22 protein-coding genes are annotated in these 19058 nt (G+C 50.8%); 9 read left to right on the forward strand and 13 right to left on the reverse strand.

Going from position 1 to position 19058, the window contains the following annotated elements; genetic code table 11:
• Positions 1-330: 330 nt before the first annotated feature.
• The gene (locus ACXAD6_RS15605) at positions 331-582 is read right to left on the reverse strand and encodes a hypothetical protein (protein WP_027954832.1); all 252 of its coding nucleotides are present in this window, start codon (positions 580-582) and stop codon (positions 331-333) included.
• Between the two features lie 337 nt (positions 583-919).
• Here ACXAD6_RS15605 and ACXAD6_RS15610 point away from each other — a divergent pair, with 337 nt between their 5' ends.
• From ACXAD6_RS15610 to thrB, 3 genes are read left to right on the forward strand one after another with little or no spacing between them, the layout of a single operon-like run.
• Complete coding sequence (locus tag ACXAD6_RS15610) at positions 920-2212, forward strand: homoserine dehydrogenase (RefSeq protein WP_474969668.1); 1293 nt, start codon at positions 920-922, stop codon at positions 2210-2212.
• A 2-nt stretch (positions 2213-2214) separates the two neighbouring features.
• A complete protein-coding gene (thrC, locus tag ACXAD6_RS15615) occupies positions 2215-3270 on the forward strand; it encodes a threonine synthase (protein ID WP_474969669.1) in 1056 nt (351 codons plus the stop codon).
• A complete protein-coding gene (gene thrB / locus ACXAD6_RS15620) occupies positions 3267-4190 on the forward strand; it encodes a homoserine kinase (protein ID WP_474969670.1) in 924 nt (307 codons plus the stop codon). Before thrC ends, thrB begins: the two co-directional genes overlap by 4 nt.
• 38 nt (positions 4191-4228) lie before the next feature.
• On the opposite strand, the gene ACXAD6_RS15625 is transcribed toward thrB, so the two are convergent.
• A complete protein-coding gene (locus ACXAD6_RS15625; RefSeq protein ID WP_474969671.1) occupies positions 4229-4720 on the reverse strand; it encodes a VanZ family protein in 492 nt (163 codons plus the stop codon).
• A gap of 152 nt (positions 4721-4872) precedes the next feature.
• Here ACXAD6_RS15625 and ACXAD6_RS15630 point away from each other — a divergent pair, with 152 nt between their 5' ends.
• Positions 4873-5253 carry a hypothetical protein gene (locus ACXAD6_RS15630; protein ID WP_027954827.1) on the forward strand — a complete coding sequence of 127 codons (381 nt, stop codon included), beginning with the start codon at positions 4873-4875 and terminating at the stop codon, positions 5251-5253.
• A 61-nt stretch (positions 5254-5314) separates the two neighbouring features.
• Here ACXAD6_RS15630 and ACXAD6_RS15635 read toward each other — a convergent pair whose 3' ends face one another.
• Complete coding sequence (locus ACXAD6_RS15635; RefSeq protein ID WP_474969672.1) at positions 5315-5809, reverse strand: sigma-70 family RNA polymerase sigma factor; 495 nt, start codon at positions 5807-5809, stop codon at positions 5315-5317.
• Positions 5810-5974: 165 nt separating this feature from the next.
• Between ACXAD6_RS15635 and ACXAD6_RS15640 the strand changes: the two genes are divergently transcribed.
• Genes ACXAD6_RS15640 through ACXAD6_RS15650 form a run of 3 tightly spaced genes read left to right on the forward strand, consistent with a single transcriptional unit; the run spans position 5975 to position 6978 of the window.
• The gene (locus tag ACXAD6_RS15640; protein WP_474906410.1) at positions 5975-6424 is read left to right on the forward strand and encodes a helix-turn-helix transcriptional regulator; all 450 of its coding nucleotides are present in this window, start codon (positions 5975-5977) and stop codon (positions 6422-6424) included.
• Positions 6425-6470: 46 nt separating this feature from the next.
• Positions 6471-6755 carry a hypothetical protein gene (locus ACXAD6_RS15645; RefSeq protein WP_474906408.1) on the forward strand — a complete coding sequence of 95 codons (285 nt, stop codon included), beginning with the start codon at positions 6471-6473 and terminating at the stop codon, positions 6753-6755.
• Positions 6756-6810: 55 nt separating this feature from the next.
• The gene (locus ACXAD6_RS15650) at positions 6811-6978 is read left to right on the forward strand and encodes a hypothetical protein (RefSeq protein ID WP_206933208.1); all 168 of its coding nucleotides are present in this window, start codon (positions 6811-6813) and stop codon (positions 6976-6978) included.
• Between the two features lie 442 nt (positions 6979-7420).
• On the opposite strand, the gene ACXAD6_RS15655 is transcribed toward ACXAD6_RS15650, so the two are convergent.
• Positions 7421-8317 carry an AEC family transporter gene (locus tag ACXAD6_RS15655; RefSeq protein WP_474969673.1) on the reverse strand — a complete coding sequence of 299 codons (897 nt, stop codon included), beginning with the start codon at positions 8315-8317 and terminating at the stop codon, positions 7421-7423.
• 169 nt (positions 8318-8486) lie between these two features.
• Here ACXAD6_RS15655 and ACXAD6_RS15660 point away from each other — a divergent pair, with 169 nt between their 5' ends.
• The gene (locus ACXAD6_RS15660; RefSeq protein ID WP_474969674.1) at positions 8487-9119 is read left to right on the forward strand and encodes a hypothetical protein; all 633 of its coding nucleotides are present in this window, start codon (positions 8487-8489) and stop codon (positions 9117-9119) included.
• Between the two features lie 111 nt (positions 9120-9230).
• Here ACXAD6_RS15660 and ACXAD6_RS15665 read toward each other — a convergent pair whose 3' ends face one another.
• From ACXAD6_RS15665 to ACXAD6_RS15685, 5 genes are all read right to left on the reverse strand, one after another.
• On the reverse strand, positions 9231-10889 hold the full coding sequence (locus tag ACXAD6_RS15665) for a sodium:solute symporter family protein (RefSeq protein ID WP_027954821.1): 1659 nt from the start codon (positions 10887-10889) through the stop codon (positions 9231-9233).
• A 15-nt stretch (positions 10890-10904) separates the two neighbouring features.
• Positions 10905-11204 carry a DUF4212 domain-containing protein gene (locus ACXAD6_RS15670; RefSeq protein ID WP_474969675.1) on the reverse strand — a complete coding sequence of 100 codons (300 nt, stop codon included), beginning with the start codon at positions 11202-11204 and terminating at the stop codon, positions 10905-10907.
• A gap of 12 nt (positions 11205-11216) precedes the next feature.
• Complete coding sequence (locus ACXAD6_RS15675; RefSeq protein ID WP_474969676.1) at positions 11217-11438, reverse strand: hypothetical protein; 222 nt, start codon at positions 11436-11438, stop codon at positions 11217-11219.
• 126 nt (positions 11439-11564) lie between these two features.
• Positions 11565-12398: a peptidoglycan-binding protein gene (locus ACXAD6_RS15680; protein WP_474969677.1), complete on the reverse strand. Its 834-nt coding sequence runs from the start codon at positions 12396-12398 to the stop codon at positions 11565-11567.
• Positions 12399-12459: 61 nt separating this feature from the next.
• Entirely contained in the window at positions 12460-12777 is a 318-nt protein-coding gene (locus ACXAD6_RS15685; protein WP_474969679.1) for a DUF3817 domain-containing protein, read from the reverse strand.
• Positions 12778-13111: 334 nt separating this feature from the next.
• On the opposite strand from ACXAD6_RS15685, the gene ACXAD6_RS15690 reads away from it, so the two are divergent.
• Positions 13112-13828, forward strand: coding sequence for a DsbA family oxidoreductase (locus ACXAD6_RS15690; protein WP_474970440.1), 717 nt, complete (start codon positions 13112-13114; stop codon positions 13826-13828).
• Positions 13829-14039: 211 nt separating this feature from the next.
• On the opposite strand, the gene ACXAD6_RS15695 is transcribed toward ACXAD6_RS15690, so the two are convergent.
• The 4 genes from ACXAD6_RS15695 to galT all read right to left on the reverse strand — a co-directional run bounded on the left by ACXAD6_RS15695 (position 14040) and on the right by galT (position 19058).
• Positions 14040-14492 carry a hypothetical protein gene (locus ACXAD6_RS15695; protein WP_474969680.1) on the reverse strand — a complete coding sequence of 151 codons (453 nt, stop codon included), beginning with the start codon at positions 14490-14492 and terminating at the stop codon, positions 14040-14042.
• 3 nt (positions 14493-14495) lie between these two features.
• Positions 14496-15308 carry a DUF3100 domain-containing protein gene (locus tag ACXAD6_RS15700; RefSeq protein WP_474969681.1) on the reverse strand — a complete coding sequence of 271 codons (813 nt, stop codon included), beginning with the start codon at positions 15306-15308 and terminating at the stop codon, positions 14496-14498.
• 276 nt (positions 15309-15584) lie between these two features.
• Positions 15585-17537 (reverse strand): beta-galactosidase, encoded by a 1953-nt coding sequence (locus tag ACXAD6_RS15705; RefSeq protein ID WP_474969682.1) that lies wholly within the window; start codon positions 17535-17537, stop codon positions 15585-15587.
• A 21-nt stretch (positions 17538-17558) separates the two neighbouring features.
• Entirely contained in the window at positions 17559-19058 is a 1500-nt protein-coding gene (gene galT, locus ACXAD6_RS15710; protein ID WP_474969683.1) for a UDP-glucose--hexose-1-phosphate uridylyltransferase, read from the reverse strand.

Consider the following 19058-nt stretch of genomic DNA (forward strand, 5'->3'; position numbering starts at 1 on the left):
AGTTCCGGCTCACTGGTCAAGCCTTAAACGTTTCATTCGTCATGAACGGGGAAAGTTCCTGTCAAGACGACAAAAATTTGTGTATGTATCCGGATAAAGAAATTGAATCAGTTCCTTGATTTCCCAGTGATTCTATCTGTATTGTATCATAAGTCCTGCAGACAGAACGGGAAGCGGACAAGGTTTTTTATGGAATTTCTCCGCTTCCGAATCCCTGTCTTTTTTTCTATGTGACTTTCCCATTTTCCCTGCCTGATTCTTCTATTGATGAGGTGATTGTATGCGTGAGGCCTTTCAAATGAGGGGGCATTCCTTTCAATGGATGCAGTGTTAAACGGGGGTGCTTCCATTTCCGCCATAGATGTCGACCAGCCGTTTCCTCAGCGCCGAGTAAAACAGGGCGCACTTCTCCTGATCGCTTGCTGCCGTCTCAAGTTTCCTCTGAATATCCTGAACCACTTCCTGCGCATCTTGAACGAATTCATGTTCTTTGCCGCTTAATCCAAGATCGAGCAGCAGAATCTTGTAGTACTTTTCATACTTAATCATAAGTCCAGAGAAAAACAGACCTCCACGATACATAGTTCTCACCTCCTGGTTCTTTTTTCACACTTAGTTATAATCCACCTTCTGGAAAACGTCAACTCCCCCATTATGCATTCCAGGTTTGTGTTTTTTCTCTTTTCTTTCTGAAAAACCTGTTTTTCTACTATATTAATAAGCCTTTTGGAAAAAGCGGGTTTCCAAGGCAATTAAAAGGGCTTTTTCACACGATTGTTAATTTCCTGTAAACCTTGGAGTCCGCCCTTTGTAATCGTCGGATAATTCACTCTTGTACTTCAATTTCCTTTCCGTTACAATGTCCTTTATACAAAGAATTCTGTGTATATATAGGAGACAGAGAGAAGGAGTGTGAAGAATGAACAAATCCATTACGGTAGGACTGCTCGGTCTGGGAACAGTCGGATCAGGTGTCATTGAAATTCTGCGCGATCATAAAGAACGCATTGAACATAAAACGGGGTGCGATGTCACGATTAAATCGGTGCTTGTCAGTGACATGGCGAAAGAACGTGAGGTTCCGGCTGAAACGGAACTGACGGACCGCTACGAGGACATTACGAGAGATCCGGACATTGATGTCATCGTGGAAGTGATGGGTGGGATCGATCACACCTTGACGATCATGCTGGAAGCCATTGAGCACGGCAAACATATCGTAACGGCGAACAAGGATCTTGTCGCCCAGCACGGGGAGCAGCTTTTCGAAGCCTGCCAGAAACACAACTGCGACCTTTATTATGAAGCCAGTGTAGCTGGTGGTATCCCGATCATCCGCTCGATCATGGACGGCCTTTCTTCCGACCGCATTACGAAAATGATGGGAATCGTGAACGGAACGACCAACTACATCATGACGAAGATGGCCCAGGACGGCGTCGATTTCGACAGCGTGCTGAAAGAAGCGCAGGACCTCGGTTTTGCCGAAGCCGATCCGACCGCTGATGTGGATGGCCTTGATGCGGCTCGTAAAATGACGATTTTGTCCATTCTCGGCTTCTCCATGCCGTACAGTCTGGAGGATGTTGATGTGAAAGGCATCCGCGGCATTTCCTCTGACGACATTACGTATGCCGAAGAACTCGGGTACCGCATCAAACTGATCGGGATTGCAGAGAACGATGCCAACGGTGTATCCGTCAGTGTCGAACCGACGCTGCTGCCGGTTGAACATCCATTATCTTCTGTCAACGATGAATTCAATGCGGTGTATGTGTACGGTGATGCAGTCGGCGAAACGATGTTCTACGGACCTGGAGCCGGAAAACTTCCGACAGCCACAGCCGTTGTTTCTGATTTGATTGCCGTCTTGAAGAATATACGACTCGGCACGACGGGAACCGCTTACGTCCAGCCACAGTTCCCGAAACAGGTGCGCGCCCAGAGCGAGAAACTGACGAAAAAGTACATCCGTCTTCATGTGGATGATCAATCCGGTATGCTGAAGGAATTGACGAATATTTTTGCCGAGTATTCGATTTCCTTCGATCAATTCACCCAGAAAGCCACCGATCAGGAAGGCGAGCGTGAATTGATGATGGTGACGCATAAAGTCAGTGAAGAAGACTTCGAAAAAGCACTTCAAGAGCTGAAAACCTTGGATTCCGTCAGAAAAATCGACAGCGTCTTCCGTGTCGAAGGAGGAGAATGACCATGTGGCAAGGATTAATCCATGAATATGCGGAGTTTCTTCCCATCAATGAACGTACACCAAAACTGACGCTACACGAAGGAAACACTCCGCTGCTTCCGATTCCGGCGATATCCCAGGACCTCGGAATCGAAGGCTATGTGAAATTCGAAGGAGCCAATCCGACCGGTTCCTTTAAGGACCGCGGCATGGTGATGGCCATGGCCAAAGCGATTGAAGAAGGGTCCGAAGCGGTCATCTGTGCTTCCACAGGGAATACATCCGCCGCAGCAGCCGCCTTTGCCGCACGTGCAGGCATCCGCTGTATCGTCGTCATTCCGGACGGTAAAATCGCAGAAGGCAAGCTTGCCCAGGCCGTCATGTACGGCGCTGAAATTTTTGCGATCAAAGGGAACTTCGATGATGCGTTGAAGATGGTCCGTAAAATTTCAGAAACAGAACCGGTGACATTGGTGAACTCGGTGAACCCTTACCGGATTGAAGGCCAGAAAACGGCCGCTTTTGAAGTAGTGGACGCGCTCGGTTCCGCACCGGACATCCTCAGCATCCCTGTCGGAAATGCCGGGAACATCACAGCCTACTGGAAAGGGTTCAAGGAATACCATGACCGTTTCCAGTCCGGCCTGCCGAAAATGATGGGCTTTGAAGCCAGCGGTTCTGCGGCGATTGTCCGTAATCAAGTCATTGAAGATCCGGAAACACTGGCGACAGCCATCCGTATCGGAAACCCCGCGAGCTGGGATAAAGCCATCCAGGCCCGCGACGAGTCGGAAGGGTTGATTGATGAAGTGACCGATGAAGAAATCGTCGAAGCTTATCAACTGCTGGCCCAGAAGGAGGGCATCTTTGCCGAGCCTGCTTCCTGCGCCTCGCTTGCCGGCATGATTAAAAAAGTGAAGGAAGGTACGATTCCTCAAGACTCCAAAGTCGTCCACGTTCTGACTGGTAACGGGTTGAAAGATCCAACGACAGCGATTGAAACGAGCCCTGTCAAACCGGCACGGATTGAAAACGACTATGAAGTGTTCGCTTCCGCCGTCACAGGAGTACAGTCATGAGCCGGTTCCAGATCCGGGTGCCTGCAACATCCGCCAATTTAGGACCAGGATTTGATTCGGTCGGCATTGCGCTTTCCAAATACGTGACCCTGGATTGTGAGCCGGCGGAGGAGTGGCATTTTTCTGTTCCGGCAGAAGATCAGGCGCATATCCCTTCGGATAAGCGCAACTTGATTTATCAAACAGCATTGGCCGCCGCTCAGACGCGCGGCTTTGATTCTCTCCCTCCCACCCATGTGACGTTGACGAACGATGTGCCGGTCGCCCGCGGGCTGGGGAGCTCCTCGACGGCGGTTGTCGGTGGCATTGAACTTGCCGATCAGCTGCTGGATCTAGAGCTGACACGGTACGAGAAGTTCAAGATCGCCTGTGATATCGAAGGACACCCCGACAACGTCGGACCTGCCGTCTATGGAGGAATCATGGTCTCGAACTATGACGGCGAGCACCTTGACTATGTCCATTTTACAGAGGACCTGGATTCCTTGACGTGGCTTTCGGTCGTTCCTGATTATCATTTGGAAACCGAAAAGGCGCGGAGCATTCTTCCATTGGAGATCGATTATAAGGAGGGCGTCCGAAGCAGTTCGAGAGCCAATGTCCTTGTGGCTGCTCTTGCCTCTAAAGACTGGGCGCTCGCTGGAAAAATGATGAAGAACGACCAGTGGCATCAGCCGTACCGGAAAATGCTGATTCCTGGTTTCGATGCTGTTACGGAGGTCCTTGAAGGTGAGCAGTCGCTCGGCTATTACATCAGCGGTGCCGGACCGACGATGGTGGCTGTTTTTGATGAATGGACGAAGGAGAAGGAACGACGGCTTCAAAATAAGCTTTCCTCCTACACGGTCGAAGCGCTTGCTGTTGAACTGGATGGAGTCACAACCATCCAGAAAAACGAAGTTCCAGCTGCCGAATCCTGAATAACGAAGAACCAGCGGGCTCATTCCCGCTGGTTCTTTTATTTTCTTCTTCTGTTCCCTGCCAAAATAAGGATCAGGCCGATCAGGGCCCCCACACTGTCGAGTCCGATATCCCCGATGTACGGGGTACGGTCCGGCGTCAGGGATTGATGGTATTCATCCAGACATGCATACAGCACCGTTACAACCAGAGCGCTGACGGCTGCTGTCCTTTTTTTCCAGGGTGTGTTCACAAGGAAAGCTCCATACGCGGTAATCATCAATACGAAAAAGATGCTGATATGAGCCCCTTTCCGAATGAAAAATTCCACCATGCCGTCGATGCCGTGGCTGGCCAGACTGACCTCTTCCCCGTGGTAGGTAAACGAAACCGGCGCCAGCAGCGGCCGAAGCAGATCGAGCGGAAGATACATCGATAACGATGGACGCATATCCTGTTCTCCATAGGGCTGGGAGGAAAAGTAAAAAATCAGGCCCATCACTGCAAATGGGAGGATAGTAAAGATTAACCTTTTATACAAATCATTCACACTTTCTAAATAAAATAGCTGAAAGACATATGAATAGTCTACTATAAATATCAGGAATTAAAAAAAATTTCATAAATTCATAGGACCTACTATTAAAATATTGTAATCTTGTATACAATTGCTTATGGAAAGAAAAAAAGGGGGATTCGAGAGTGGCAAAGAAAAGTAAGCAGTACGATTATGACCTTGGCGAAGTGAAGCGTCTGATCGGTGAGACTGATAAAAACTATCGCGAAATCGCGGCCGAAACGGGATGCCCTTATGCTAGTGTCGTTTATCATGGTCGTAAAATCCGTGGACGCGTCAATCGTATGCGTCAGGAAGAAATCCAGGCGGAACAGCAGCAGCCCCAGTCCCTGCTGGCCTTGGCCCAGGAGACTCCGGAAGAACCAACCGTGTTGTCTGGCGGGACAACCTTGAGTATATCCAGGAACGAAATCCATATCCAGAATGCCGAACAGGAAGCAGCCAAGATGATCAAGGCTGCCCGGGCTATGGGACTGACGAAAATTAACATAACCATCGATCGATGAGGAACATCCGGCGCTTTTCTGGAAGGCGCCGGACTTTTTTATGGGGATGGAAGAGTGGGGATTAAAGAAGGTGTCTGCAGGACTTCAGTTTATTTCGGGCATGACGTCCCCAGTTTTTCACAGCATCCTGGGTCACGCCTTCGATCCGGGCCGTTTCCGCAACAGAACGGCCCTGCTTCACACGATGGGATACCCATTTCCACTGGTTGGGTGTCAGCAGGTTCTTCACCTGGTCCCAGAAGTATGTATCAACCGGTTCGTCCTCCCATATGTAATCTTCGCTGTGGATGAGTTCTTCTACAAACCGGTTTTCCCTGTCCTGACGGTTGTTTTCGCGGCGGATCTGGTCAATGAGCGCGTTGCGGATCTTCCAGTGGGCATAGGTGGAAAATTCTCCAGCCTCGGGATTGTACGTGCGGTGGGCCTGCCATAAGGCAAACAATCCTTCGGCATAAAAGTCACCGTTCGCATCGATGATGTGCAGCTTACGGATGTGGTAATGGATGCTCCTTTCCCATTCGGCCAGCAGCTGTTCAAAATCTTGTTCCGTATCCATGACTTCACTCCTTCTCATTTTCTGCCTTCACTCTATAATCGAAGAAAATGGAAGTTTTCGTGTCATCTTTTTTCAAAAAATATAATTTCCACCAGGAAAAATGCAATTTCTGCTGGGAAGCCGGCGGCGAATGTAGGACAATAGAAAAGTAGAAAGGAGTGACTCATGTCAAAGATTCAGGAATTTCACGAATTGGAAAAACTCATTTACAAGGTGATGCACACCCTGCACCTCCCACCCCCGTACGACGATTATTTCCAGGAAAGCTACCTCGTCTATCACGCGGCCAAGGCACGCTATGATCCTGCGAAAAGTCAGTTCTCCACCTATTTCCACACCAAACTCCGACATCACTACCAAACCCTCGTCTCCAACGACCTAAAAAGAACAGCGGCCCAGAGCCGGCTGTATACGTTCGCCTCCTTTGAAAAACCCCTCCCAGCGGCAGATCCTGCTCCGACCTCCACTCTATCTCCTTTTGAAAAGCGCCTCCTCTCCGACCTTCTTAACGGTTATAAAAATGTGGAGATTGCGGCCCGGATGAACATCAGCTCCTCGACCTTTTACCGGCGGCGCAGGATCTTAAGAACGAAGCTTGCGCGTTTATACATGTAAAATACAGGGAAAACGACTATCATATCAACTAAACGGAGGAATCGCCTTGGAAGAGACATCCCGCTCCCTGACTCCCCTTGCCAGCATCTGGCTCGACGAGGCACCGACGACCTACACCCACGCCTTTGTGGAACGGCTCGCGTATGAATGGATGATTGAAATCGTGAACCCCTTCCCTATACCGATTATGGAAAATAAGGAATATGTTCTTTCTATATCGATTGAGCAGATCGACGGCACTTTTTACGAAGCCATCCCGATCGAATCCTACAGCATCGAGATGGGGGAACAATTCACCGTCTACCGCTTCCATATGTATCCCCCCGCATAACCTTTCCAGGAATGTTATACTAACGATGGACGTTTGACTTGGAAAGGAAGAGATTATGCTTTATCTTGCATTTGCCGGATTTTTTCTCATTTATGTGCTGCTTGGATGGTTCACCGACACGGTGGAAATGTCAGCAGTCGGCGGCGTTTTGAGTGTCGCTTTTTTCTTTGGGAATCTATATTTGTTCTGGCGTGAAAAACGTAATGCTTCAAAAAGTGAATAAAAAAGCTCCGCCGGAACTGGCGGAGCCTCAGGCTGTCGATAACTTTTCCCGACAGCCTTTTTTGTTCTTCCTTTGAAAGTGGAACTTCTGCTTTTTCATCCTGGGAATACCGAAGATTCACTTGAGAAATAGGTCATAAATTACTGAATGACCACTCCCGGAGGAACGCTCCTTTCTCCTAAAAGCCAGCTACTCAACAGGGGAAGTCCTTCTTTCAAAGCAAATGAAGGCGGGAATAGTCTGTTCGCGTCACGAAGAGCGTTCGGTGGTGACGCCTGCGGGAACAGCACGAGCCGAAGATCCACTTGGGCAGGTGGTCTTCCTGTCCAAGTTAGCTGAGGCCGTGCCCGCGGCAAGCATCCACCGATAAGCGGCTCGTGCCCCCCTTTTCATCGCAGAAACAATGAATATCTAAAGTCCCTCGGCGAACGGCGGACTTATTCTACGTCAATAGAGTCAGGAGAAGCGGAAGCGTAACCACACTCAGGATGGTTGTCACCAGCGTGATGCTGGAAACGAGGTCGGGCTTGGCGTCGAACTGGACAGCGTACATCGTCGTCGTTGCGGCGGACGGCATCGCCGCTGCTACAATAAGGACCGAAGCCATCAGGTCGTTCATTGGAAGAACAGTCGTCAGCCCCCAGGCGATCAGAGGAGAAGCGACCAGTCGGATGGATGCCGCAAAGGAAACCTTGCTCCAGTCGAGATTTTTGATGGTAATGTTCGCCAGCTGCATTCCGAGCAGAATCATGATGCTTGGCACGGTCGCATCGCCGACGAGTTCAATACTGGAATACAGATTATCCGGGATGTTCACGTCGGCCGCTTTAAACAACAAGGCCATCCAGACGGCGTGGGTCGGCGGCATTTTCAAAATCGTGCGGACAGCCATGCTGAACCCAGCGGTGCCTTTGGCGGCATAATAAACACCGAAAAAGTTCATGACGATCTGCTGAAGCACCATGAATGTCACCGCGTAGACGAACCCCTGCTCCCCGAAGGCGAACAGCACGATCGGAGTTCCGTAATTGCCCGCATTCATAAAAGCGGTGGACAAGATCAGGCCGCTTTCCGTCGGTGTCCCGTAACGGAACAGGCGGGCACCGATTTTATTCAGAATCAGAATACTTAGTAAAAGCGTCAGGGAAAAGAGGATCATCATGTAGTAATCCCGGTTGAAATCCGCTTCATAGAAAGTTTTGAACACAAGGCAGGGCAGCATCAAGTACAACGTAACCGTAGACAGTGATTTAATCTCCAGATGCAGACTTTTCTGCAGGATATATCCGGCCACGAAGACGAGGATGACCGGAAGAACGACTTGGAAGAATATCGCCATACTCTCCCTCCTTTATCGAGCATTTCTGTTAACTTCAATAGTCTATCAGAAATGTGGGAGGGTTGTCCTGCTTCTGCTCTAAAACGACTGTCAGCGGGAGCTCATCATTGCCCTCGACGGGGTTTTTTGAAATAATAACAAAAGAATATGAAGGACAGGAGCTAGACGTATGAATAAAACGCTGCGACGCTTTCTCATCGGTGCCGGGATTTTTGCTGCCGTCGGCCTGCTCGCTGTACTGGTGGTTTTCATCGCCATCAGCGGCAACAATGAGGACGCGGTAAAAGAAGACGCCGAAGCCTATACAGAGGACCGATTTACTGGTGAAACCGAAGTATATGGTGTGATGTATGATTCAATGGGCAATCAGCCGTTCAAGGCCGCCGCCGAGGTCAGGCATGTGGAGGACGGGATTGAATTTCTCGTCTATCGGAATGAAGATAACCAGCTGGTGGATACGTATGTGTCCTCCAAATGGGAGGACGAAGTCAAACAGACGTCCATGACGTATCTGGACGAACAGCTGGGAGGAGTCGAAAACCTCGATATCCAGTTTGAAAAATCAACGAGCAGTCAGCACCGCTACACGCCGGAAGATACGCCGAGTGTCGGTAAGGTGGAGGCCGCTCCATCGATTTATCTCGATCTGAACCGGGAACCGGAGGATGGAGATGAAGAGATTTTCGAAGCCTTTGCCGATTTTCTTCAAGACGAATTTTCATTTTCTGACGGCCGGATTACGGTCCAGTACTTTGAAGGGGACACGAAAATCAAAGGCGGATGGACCCGGGAATTTTCATAAACGGAACATGTTTCCTCTCCTACGGGGAAAAGAAACGCCTGCGGCAGTGGAGACGCTCCATACCGCAGGCGTTTCTTTCTTGTCTGTCCTCCGTTTTTCCATCAGGTTCCTTTACTGGGCATCCTTTTTATAATATTCGCCGTTCTTGTATTGGATCTGCTCCGGATAACGGAGGTCCGTGACTTCATCCTGCGTCTGTTTGCTCGGCGGAGCCGTCAGCAGTGAAACGGTGATGTTGGCGATAATGGCGGCAGCGGCTCCGAAGACGCCTGCCCCTGTGTCGATGATTCCAAGGATCGTAAACCCGCCGTACTTGGCTGCGAAAATATAACCAAGCGTAACCGAGAGGCCTGTGATCATACCGGCGATGACACCTGGACCGTTGGCACGGCGCCACCATACCCCAAGGAGCAGAGCCGGAAAGAAGGAGCCGGAAGCGAGCGCAAAGGCCCAGGCGACAATCTGAGTAATCGCCCCCGGCGGATTCAAGGCGATCAGACCAGCCACCACCGTTGCGAGGACAATGGACCAGCGTCCGACAGACAGCCGTTTCTTCTCACTGGCGTTCGGGTTGATGGACCGGTAGTAAATATCATGTGAGAGGGCAGCCGATATGGCAATCATCAGACCGCCGGCCGTCGATAAGGCCGCTGCCATCGCACCGGCCGCCATCAAACCGATGACGAAAATCCCGAGGTTGGCGATTTCCGGTGTGGCCATGACGACGATATCATTACTGATGGCAAGCTCGGTCCATTGGAGCACGCCGTCACTATTGCCATCCGCAAGGGACAGCTTGCCTGTATCGACCCACGGCTGCGTCCACGCCGGCAGGTTCCCGAGCGAGGAACCGGCAACTTCCGTCATTAAAATGAACCGGGAGAAAGCAGCATAGGCGGGAGCAGATAAATACAGCAGGCCGATGAACAATAGAGCCCACGCTCCGCTCCAACGGGCGGCTTTCATCGTTTTTACGGTATAAAAGCGGACAATCACATGCGGCAGACCGGCGGTTCCGGCCATGAGCGTAAACATGAGTGCCATGAACTGCCATTTGGAGGCTTCTGTGAACGGAACGATGTATTCCGATATCCCGAGCTCCTGATCGATGGAGCGCATTTCCGATATGACTTCCCCGTAGGAGAGCCAAGGAACAGGGTTCTGTGTGAGCTGCATCGACATGAAGATCACAGGTATTAAATAGGCAACAATTAAGACGAGGTACTGCGCCACCTGTGTCCACGTAATCCCCTTCATGCCTCCCATCGCCGAATAAAAAGCGATCAGGACGACACCGATGAGGGTCCCGATCATCGTATCCACTTCAAGCAGCCGGCCGATGACGACTCCTGAACCTGACAGCTGTCCGACAGAGTATGTAAAGCTGATGATGATCGTCGCAACAGCGGCAATCAGCCGAGCGGTGTTGCTGCGATAGCGGTCACCGATAAATTCGGGGACTGTGTAACGCCCGTATTTCCGGAGCTGCGGGGCAAGCAGGAATGTAAGCAGCAGATAACCCCCCGTCCATCCCATAATGTACGCAAGCCCATCATAGCCTAAAATCATGACGGTTCCGGCTAGACCGATAAAGGAAGCGGCACTCATCCAGTCAGCACCGATCGCCATGCCGTTGAACACCGGCGGCACCCCTCGGCCGGCGACGTAGAAGTCCGACGTCTCTTTCGCCTTATTGTAGATGGCGATGCCGATGTAGAGGGCAAACGTCACAACAATTAATCCTAATGAAACGAGAAACTGAGCATCCATACTTTTCCCCCTGTCTTATTGATTGGCAGCCTGGTCCGATTCCTTGGAGCTCTCCTTTGGAACGAGGCCGAATTTTTTATCCACATAATCGCTGATGACGGCATTGAAAAAAAGAAGGACGATAAACGTTAAAATGGCTCCCTGGGACCCCATGTAGTAGGGCAGCGGAATCCCCATCACTGTAAAGGACGAAAGACTTTCTGCAAACAAAACGATGCCAAAGGACACCAGCAGACCGATACCGAGGTAAATCATAATCAGTGTCGTTCTCAGCCGGAAATACGCCCTCGCCTGCTCTGGATCCATCTTCTTCATGTATTTTCCTCCCTATCCTTTTAAGTTGAAAATAAAAACGACCGTCTCCCAGAACGGCAGCGGAACCATGATCACCTTGATCAGCGCAGCGACAAATAAAGCGGCCAGTGGCAGGGCAAACAGCACCGGTTTTCTCTTTCTTACTGCAGCCACAACAGAAACGATGGTTATGAATGCAAGAAGCAGCGGAATAAGCACCTGGATGTCACCTCCTTCTTGTGTAAGCGTTACCATAACGCTGTAAAAATTTTTAATAATTAGAAAAAACTGAATATTACACCCTGTATTATTCTAAAAATATCAAATAATGTCAACCAGTCAAAAAGAACCATAACGAAAAAAGCACCCGCAATGGGTGCTTTACCTCCCGAACAGCGACCTCCATGTCTTCGGACCTACAATTCCATCGACCTCAAGACCGCGGGAGTCCTGGTAAGCGCGAACAGCAGTTTCTGTCCGGCTTCCGAAAATCCCATCCGCTTCTGCGCCTGTCTTTTTCTGAACAGCCTTCACTTCCTCCCCGCGTGACCCTTTTCTAAGCGGTGTACCCGGGTATGTCCGGATATCCAGCCGCTGCAGTGTTTCCGGACCGGCACTCCCATCGACCTGGAGACCTTCTTTTTTCTGAAAGGTGAAGACGGCCTCCTCTGTCAGCGGGCCGAAGCTTCCGTCGATCTCCCCCGTGTAATAGCCGAGGTTCCGGAGCTTCTTCTGGACGTCATTGACGAGGCTCCCCTGACTGCCGCGCCGGACGTAATGGACGATCGGCAGCTCAAGATGGGCATAATCCTTGAAGCTTGACCAGTCGCCTCCCCAGGAAAAACCCATTTCCTTCGCCCGTTCCGCCACCCAGCGCCAGTTATGATCAACCGTCCAAAGGGCTGTCCGTCCATCCGGGGTGACTAAAAAGAAATCGACGGCGCGGCCGCTGTGATGGTTGCTCTCTCCCGGTTCGGCATATGTCACGATCGTCCCGCTTCTGCCATACGTTTTCCCTTTATACGTGTAGCCGGGACGTCCTTTTCCATATAAAGCCGCCTGCTCCTCATACGTCCGGTAGCCGGAGGAGATCTGGACGAACAGTCTCCGCTCGTACGCTTCCGTTAACAGCTTCTCCACTTTCTTCTGCACTTCCGGATGGACGTTCCCCATATTGTTCCTGCTCCGCGATTTTAACGTTTCCAATGTAATCATAAAAAAATCCCTCCCTGCTTTTATAATCGAAGCAGAAAGGGATTCGGTGTCTATCGGCTTATTAAGCGGTCAGACTGTCCGGCTGACTTGTGAAGTTCTTCTTCAGCTGGTGATCCAGGATGAAGTTCCCGAACGGAATAAACGCAACCACAAACGCCCCTGCGGCCCATTTGAGCGGCCAGCGGACGGTGAAGGTCACATACGCGACGGCAGCCATATAGATGACGAACAACCCGCCGTGGATGGCGCCGTTGACAGAAACGGCCTCCGGATAATCAAACATATACTTCAGCGGCATTGAAATGAATAACAGAACCAGGAAGGACATTCCCTCAAGGAATCCCATCACTCGCAATTTACCAATGGGTGTTTTAAGCATGCGCTGTCTCCTTTATCGCAAAAAATCAGCGGCGCCGCCCTGGGATGGCGCTTTCACTAGTTCTATCTTAATGGTTCTGGAAAGGAGATGCAATCACCCGCGGCGGCTTTCACTTTTTGTTCACAGATGGGGCGGACGGGCGATATCAATGATTTTCTGCGTATATCGATTTTTTTGTGGATATATCCATTATTTTCTCGATATATCGATTATTTCTCAGATATATCAACGAAATTCCGAATATATCAACCAAATGCCTGACAAACAGAATAATGGCATTCGTTCTCCAACACTCGTACAATGGGAAGAGAAATTATTAGTAGAGGTGATCCCTGTGAAAATAGAAGTATGGTCCGATTTCGTCTGTCCTTTCTGCTACATCGGAAAGGCCCGTCTCGAGGAAGCGTTGAAGCAGTTCCCCAACGAAACGGTAGAAGTTGAATATAAGAGCTTTGAGCTTGATCCGAATGCCGGGCGCAACACAGAACCAGTCATGCATGAGCACCTGGCTCATAAATACGGCCGCTCTCTGGAAGAGGCGCGCGGCATGACAGCCAATATGACCGAGCAGGCGAAAAGTGTCGGTCTTGATTTCCATTTTGATACGATGATTCCAACGAACACGTTCGCCGCCCACCGTGTGGCTCAGCTGGCCAACGAAAAAGGGCTCGGCAAGGAAACAGCGGAGCGCTTCTTCAAAGCCGTGCTGACGGATTCTGAGGATATCGGTGATTATGAGACGATTACACGCCTCGCTGTTGACGCTGGTCTCGAGCGCAGCGAAGTGGAAGACGTCCTGAACAGTGACGCTTACACAGAAGCGGTACGCATGGAAGAACGAGAAGCGCATGAAATCGGTGTGCAGGGCGTTCCTTTCTTCGTTATCAACCGTAAGTATGCTGTGTCCGGCGCGCAGCCGACGGAAGTATTCGTCAACGGCCTTCAGAAAGCCTTTGATGAAGAAAACAAACCAGCATTTGAAGACCTTTCCACAGACAATGGTGCGGCCTGCACCGAAGACGGCTGTGAAGTCCCTTCCGGAAAAGAATAACGAAAAAGCTGCAGGACATGATCCTGCAGCTTTTTTTATTTCAGGTGTGAAACCAGCAGGAGACCGATTTATCCGCTTTTTGACCGATAAAACGCTCGATTGACCGATATATCAGCATTTCGACCGATATCCGCGCGGAAAGACTGATAGGTGTTCCACTTGGACCGATAAACAGCCGGTCACCATCTCCAGTGAGCTGCAGCCTTTTTCCTTAAATGATCCCCTGGAAGCGTAAAATCACTTCGGCGATCAATGCCGAACCGATATACGTCCCGAGCATGACACACATCGCAACAACGATGCTGCGCCAGCCAAGCTTGACGAAATCCGCCCATGAGCGGCCGATGGCAATACCGGCGTAGGCAAGAATCGGTGTCGTCAACGCAAGCAGGTTCACTTCACTCGTCGTCTCCACGATAAACGAGGAACCCGGAATCCACGGCATCGACACGAGCACACCGACGAGCGCAACATAAGCGACACTCGGGATGCTTCCCGGGAGCACTTTTCCCAGTATCAAACCGACGAGACAGATGCCGATAAGCACAAGCATGCCCGGCACCGCCTCCCAGACGATGACCTCATAACCGATCCAGTTCCCCAAAAGGGCGGTCACTCCGAAAATCGCAAGCATGAGCAGCCATTCCTGTATATTTTTCAGCATCGCTTACGCCCCCTTTTCTACGCGAGAGCTGGTGCTCTTTCTGCGCGTCATGATTTCATAAAGCTTCTCTGTAAGCGGCAGACCGATGAAAATACTCATATACAGACCTGTCGATAAGGAGAGCAGGTTGCTTGCCCCGGCGAAAGCGAGGATATCGTTCTCCATCTGTGGGAAAGCGGCGACGAGCGAGCCGCTGGCGGCAGCCATCATGCTTCCACTTCCGATACCCGAAGCCATGGCAAAGGACAGCGGATTGAGCGGTGTCAGTGTGGCCAGAAAACCGGATATCAAGCCCATGAAAACCGCACCGAATACCGTACCGAATATGTAGATGGCCATGACGCCGCGTCCTTCCGGTGAATTGAACCCGTACTTGTCCATAATGAGACCGACATTCGGCTCACGGGCGACCGAGTGGGTCATGCCGATACTCTCCCGCTTCAGCCCGAGCATGATCGCGACAGGCAGGGCGATGAAGATCGTCCCAAGGTTCCCGAATTCCTGCAGCAATAGAGCCGGACCTGCTTCAATAATCTGTGGAAGCGATGGACCGATGATCACGCCGATTTTGGCAATCAGCAGCGTGACACCAAGAACGATGAGCGGCTCGGCGTTTTTCGACTGTTTGTCCTTAATGAGCGGTGTGAAAAATAATCCAAGACCAATGATGATGGCATAAAGCATCGGCAGCAGCAGAACTACGCCGGGACCGACCGTAAAGGAATGCGTACCGATCGCCTCTGTCAGGAGGACGATGGCGAGCACAATCATATGTAAACGCCAGTCTTTCCATAAATTCGTAAGCTCTTGTTTCATACCTCTCCCCCTTAATGAAAATAAATATACCAATCATTATAATGTTCTGAATATTAAAATCAAAGTTATTTTTTGGGAGAATGATCAGATTTACTGCGCATTTCGACAAAAACACCGCCGTGCCGGGAATTTTTCAGCTAACTTTTCTTTTCAAGGAAACATGCACGTCCCCTGTAGACCTTTGAAAAGAATGTATGGAAGGACATTTTCCCATCTTTACTCTCACGCAGAAAATACAAAAAAAAGGCCCTTCCGGACATGGAAGGGCCTTCGATATTATTCCTGGATCAATCGGCTTTCAAATGGTGCCAGCGACTCTCCTTGGAACCGCTGCTCTTCACTGGTGTGGTTCATCACGAACAAGTAGGAGTCCTTCCCACTTCTGCGGCGGTACACTTCAACTCCGCGGTCCGAAGAAATCGTTTCAATCTGATGATGTTCCGTAATCTCCTCACCAATCCGATCGAGAGCTTCTTCATTGAGCCCGCCGCCGATGTAGTACACATGCCCCTCTCCGAAGCTGTTTTTCGTGACAGCTGCGTAGCTGTCATAGAACGCATCCGTGTACTGGTACAGAGCTTCCGCTGTTTCAGGTACGAGCAGATCACGCCAGATGCTGACGGTGCCGGGAACTTCTGAGAAGCGTCCTTCACCCTCCAGCTCGAGATGGTGATCCTTGGTGAGCGATTCGATTTCCTCCACCCGGGCGCCGACAAGATCGCGGACGAGTCCCGGCTGAACTTCACCGAGACGAAGGTTGTTGTCTTTGCCTTTCAACCCTGTACGGTAGGAAAAGAGAACGGTCCCTCCGTTCTGTACAAACGCTCTCAGCCGCTCGGCAAGCGCCGCGTCCATCACGTGCATCACCGGTACGACCACAACCTTATAGCTGGATAAATCACGGTACGCCGGTATGACATCAATGGCTGCATTCTGGTTGTAAAATGGGCGGTAGAGGCGGACAAGTTCATCGGTAAAATCAAAGTCGCGGCTCTGAATCTGGGAACGCCACGCCCAAATGTTGTCATAATCATAGAGAACGGCTATATCTGCCTGGATGGGTGCATCAAGCAGCTCGCCGTAATCTTTCATTTCGCTGAACAGCGACTGGACCTCTTTGTATTTGCGGCCATACACATTATCATGATCGACGACACCATAGCAGAACTGCTCTGCCCCTTTCGTCATCCCGCGCCAGCGGAAGTAGAGCAGATTGGAGCAGCCGTGGGCGAAAGCCTGGTACGACCACATTTTCGCCTGATTCGGACGCGGCAGGTATCCGATGACATCATGGCCCTGCGCTCCCATCAGCTCTTCCACGATCCAATAGTTCTGATCCAGCAGCCCCCGGTTGAAATCATGCATCATCGCAATCGCTTCCGGTGCGATCGGCTCTTCCAGTCCACCCCAGACCGGATAGTTGTCATAGGAGACAAAGTCCATCGGGCGGAGGTTTTCTGCGTGATCGAACCATTTCGAGAAAAACCCGCCGGAAACGTTCGTCGTGACCTGCTGGTGCGCGCCTTTTGTTTCCTTTACAATCTCCGTCATTTCATGAGCAAACCCGTTCAGGGAGTCAGAGCGGAAGCGCGCCCACTCGAGCTTTAAGCTCGGGTTATGCGTTGTAATCGTCGGTTTCGGTGCAGGAATTTCTGAGAAGGCGTTGTACGTCTGGCCCCAGAAAATCGTTCCCCACTCCTCGTTCAGCTGGTCGATGCTGTCATACTTCTCGGCCAGATAGGTCTGGAATTTCTTTTCACACAACCCACACCAGCACATATCGCTGCCTTCATGCCCGAATTCGTTATCAATCTGCCAGGCGATGATGGCCGGCTCATCCTTATAATGCTCGACGACCTTCCTTGTAATCTCTGCCGCATACGAACGATAGACGTCGGAATTGAAGCAGTACTGCCGGCGTCCTCCGAAAACGCGCGGATGGCCGTATTCATCGGCCGATAGAATCTCAGGGTATTGGTCCGCCAGCCACGCCGGGAACGTCGCGGTCGGCGTGCCGAACATGATATGGAAATCCTTCTGCTTCAGCTTTTCAATGACTTGATCGAAGTAGGAAAAATCAAATCTTCCTTCCTCGGGTTCCATCAGATGCCAGGCGAATTCACCGATTCGTACGATGTTGGCCCCCAGCTGTTTGATGCCTTCCAAATCTTCGTCGATCTTTTCCTCCGGCCAGTGCTCCGGGTAATAATCTACACCTAAGTACGTCATAGCTGTCCTCCTGATTCCAATCTATATCGTTTGTAGAAAACGGCGGAATGCGTCCTGTCCTTCTGCCGTGCGCTTGAATACGCCTGCGTGCTCCAGCACGACTGAAAAACGGCGGCCGATTTCATCCTGCAGCTGCGGCCATACATCATCCTTTTCCCAGCGGATGCTTTCCGCCCACGGGACATGCTTGGCTGTTTTTTCATCCTTAAGGGCTTTTCCTTGAAGCTCTCCGCCTTGGATGTATCCCGCCAGCGCCTCCATCTCATCAATAAGGCGTCCCGGCAGGACAGCCAGTCCCATCACTTCGATGAGACCGATGTTTTCTTTCTTAATGTGATGCACTTCCTCATGTGGATGGAAAATTCCCATCGGATGCTCGTCACTCGTACGGTTGTTGCGGAAAACGAGATCCATTTCAAACGCCCCGTCTCGATAGCGGGCAATGGGAGTAATCGTGTTATGCGGCTCTCCGTTTGTTTCGGCATAAATATCCGCCGACGCATCACTATACGCGCGCCACTTCGTCAAAATGCGGTCGGAAAGCTCGGCCAGTCGTGTGCGGTCGGTGCTTTTGAGACGCAGCACTGACATCGGCCACCGGACGATTCCAGCTTCCACATCCTGATATCCCGGAATATGGATGCTTTCTTCCACAGGCGCTTTCGCCATCGGGAATTCATGATGTCCGCCCTGGAAGTGGTCATGGCTCAAAATCGAGCCGCCGACAATCGGCAGATCCGCATTGGAGCCGACGAAATAGTGGGGCAGCTGATCGACGAAATCAAGCAGCCGGTCGAACCCTTCTTTGGAGATGCTCATTGGACGGTGTTCCCTTGATAAAACGATGGCATGTTCGTTGTAGTACACATATGGGGAATACTGCAGGAACCAATGCTCGCCTTCCAAATCGACAGGAATCACCCGGTGGTTGTCCCGTGCTGGATGGTCGAGACGTCCGGCATAGCCGACATTCTCCTTACAGAGCAGACAGTCCGGATAGCTGTCGGCTTTTTTATTTTTCGCCGCGGCAATCGCCTTCGGGTCTTTTTCCGGCTTGGACAGGTTGATCGTAATTTCAAGGTCGCCGTATTCCGTTTCGCTGTACCAGTGTTTGTTTTTGGCGATCCTGTCCGTGCGGATGTAATGCGCATCCTTGGAAAGCTGATAGAATTTTTCCGTCGCCGCTTCCGGCCCCTGCTTTTCAAAGGCATGATAGAAATCACGGATGACTTCCGACGGGCGTGGAACGAGACAGTCCATAATCTTCGGGTCGAACAAGTCCCGTTCTGTCGTTGTGTTGTCTTCGATCAGTCCCTGCTCCACTGCATAATCAAGCATCGGTTCCAAAAGGTCTATAGGTGTATCCGGCACCGGATCTTCCGGCGTTTCTTCTGGATTTTTCCCTTCCAGTTGAAACAAATGGAACAGGCGGTTGCGGGTGTAATCGACATCCCACACGGAGATCATCTTTTTGGCTAATCCGTATTGAAGCAGTCGTTCAATGGTGTGATAAATGGACAC

It is taken from the genome of Halobacillus sp. ABH2_015 (genome assembly GCF_056158945.1).

Bases quoted from the DNA above. Each gene is read 5' to 3' on its own strand.
- ACXAD6_RS15605 (WP_027954832.1), bottom strand. From the start codon at position 582: ATGTATCGTGGAGGTCTGTTTTTCTCTGGACTTATGATTAAGTATGAA.
- ACXAD6_RS15610 (WP_474969668.1), top strand. From the start codon at position 920: ATGAACAAATCCATTACGGTAGGACTGCTCGGTCTGGGAACAGTCGGA.
- thrC (WP_474969669.1), top strand. From the start codon at position 2,215: ATGTGGCAAGGATTAATCCATGAATATGCGGAGTTTCTTCCCATCAAT.
- thrB (WP_474969670.1), top strand. From the start codon at position 3,267: ATGAGCCGGTTCCAGATCCGGGTGCCTGCAACATCCGCCAATTTAGGA.
- ACXAD6_RS15635 (WP_474969672.1), bottom strand. From the start codon at position 5,809: ATGGATACGGAACAAGATTTTGAACAGCTGCTGGCCGAATGGGAAAGG.
- ACXAD6_RS15640 (WP_474906410.1), top strand. From the start codon at position 5,975: ATGTCAAAGATTCAGGAATTTCACGAATTGGAAAAACTCATTTACAAG.
- ACXAD6_RS15650 (WP_206933208.1), top strand. From the start codon at position 6,811: ATGCTTTATCTTGCATTTGCCGGATTTTTTCTCATTTATGTGCTGCTT.
- ACXAD6_RS15655 (WP_474969673.1), bottom strand. From the start codon at position 8,317: ATGGCGATATTCTTCCAAGTCGTTCTTCCGGTCATCCTCGTCTTCGTG.
- ACXAD6_RS15660 (WP_474969674.1), top strand. From the start codon at position 8,487: ATGAATAAAACGCTGCGACGCTTTCTCATCGGTGCCGGGATTTTTGCT.
- ACXAD6_RS15665 (WP_027954821.1), bottom strand. From the start codon at position 10,889: ATGGATGCTCAGTTTCTCGTTTCATTAGGATTAATTGTTGTGACGTTT.
- ACXAD6_RS15670 (WP_474969675.1), bottom strand. From the start codon at position 11,204: ATGAAGAAGATGGATCCAGAGCAGGCGAGGGCGTATTTCCGGCTGAGA.
- ACXAD6_RS15675 (WP_474969676.1), bottom strand. From the start codon at position 11,438: ATGGTAACGCTTACACAAGAAGGAGGTGACATCCAGGTGCTTATTCCG.
- ACXAD6_RS15680 (WP_474969677.1), bottom strand. From the start codon at position 12,398: ATGATTACATTGGAAACGTTAAAATCGCGGAGCAGGAACAATATGGGG.
- ACXAD6_RS15685 (WP_474969679.1), bottom strand. From the start codon at position 12,777: ATGCTTAAAACACCCATTGGTAAATTGCGAGTGATGGGATTCCTTGAG.
- ACXAD6_RS15695 (WP_474969680.1), bottom strand. From the start codon at position 14,492: ATGCTGAAAAATATACAGGAATGGCTGCTCATGCTTGCGATTTTCGGA.
- ACXAD6_RS15700 (WP_474969681.1), bottom strand. From the start codon at position 15,308: ATGAAACAAGAGCTTACGAATTTATGGAAAGACTGGCGTTTACATATG.
- ACXAD6_RS15705 (WP_474969682.1), bottom strand. From the start codon at position 17,537: ATGACGTACTTAGGTGTAGATTATTACCCGGAGCACTGGCCGGAGGAA.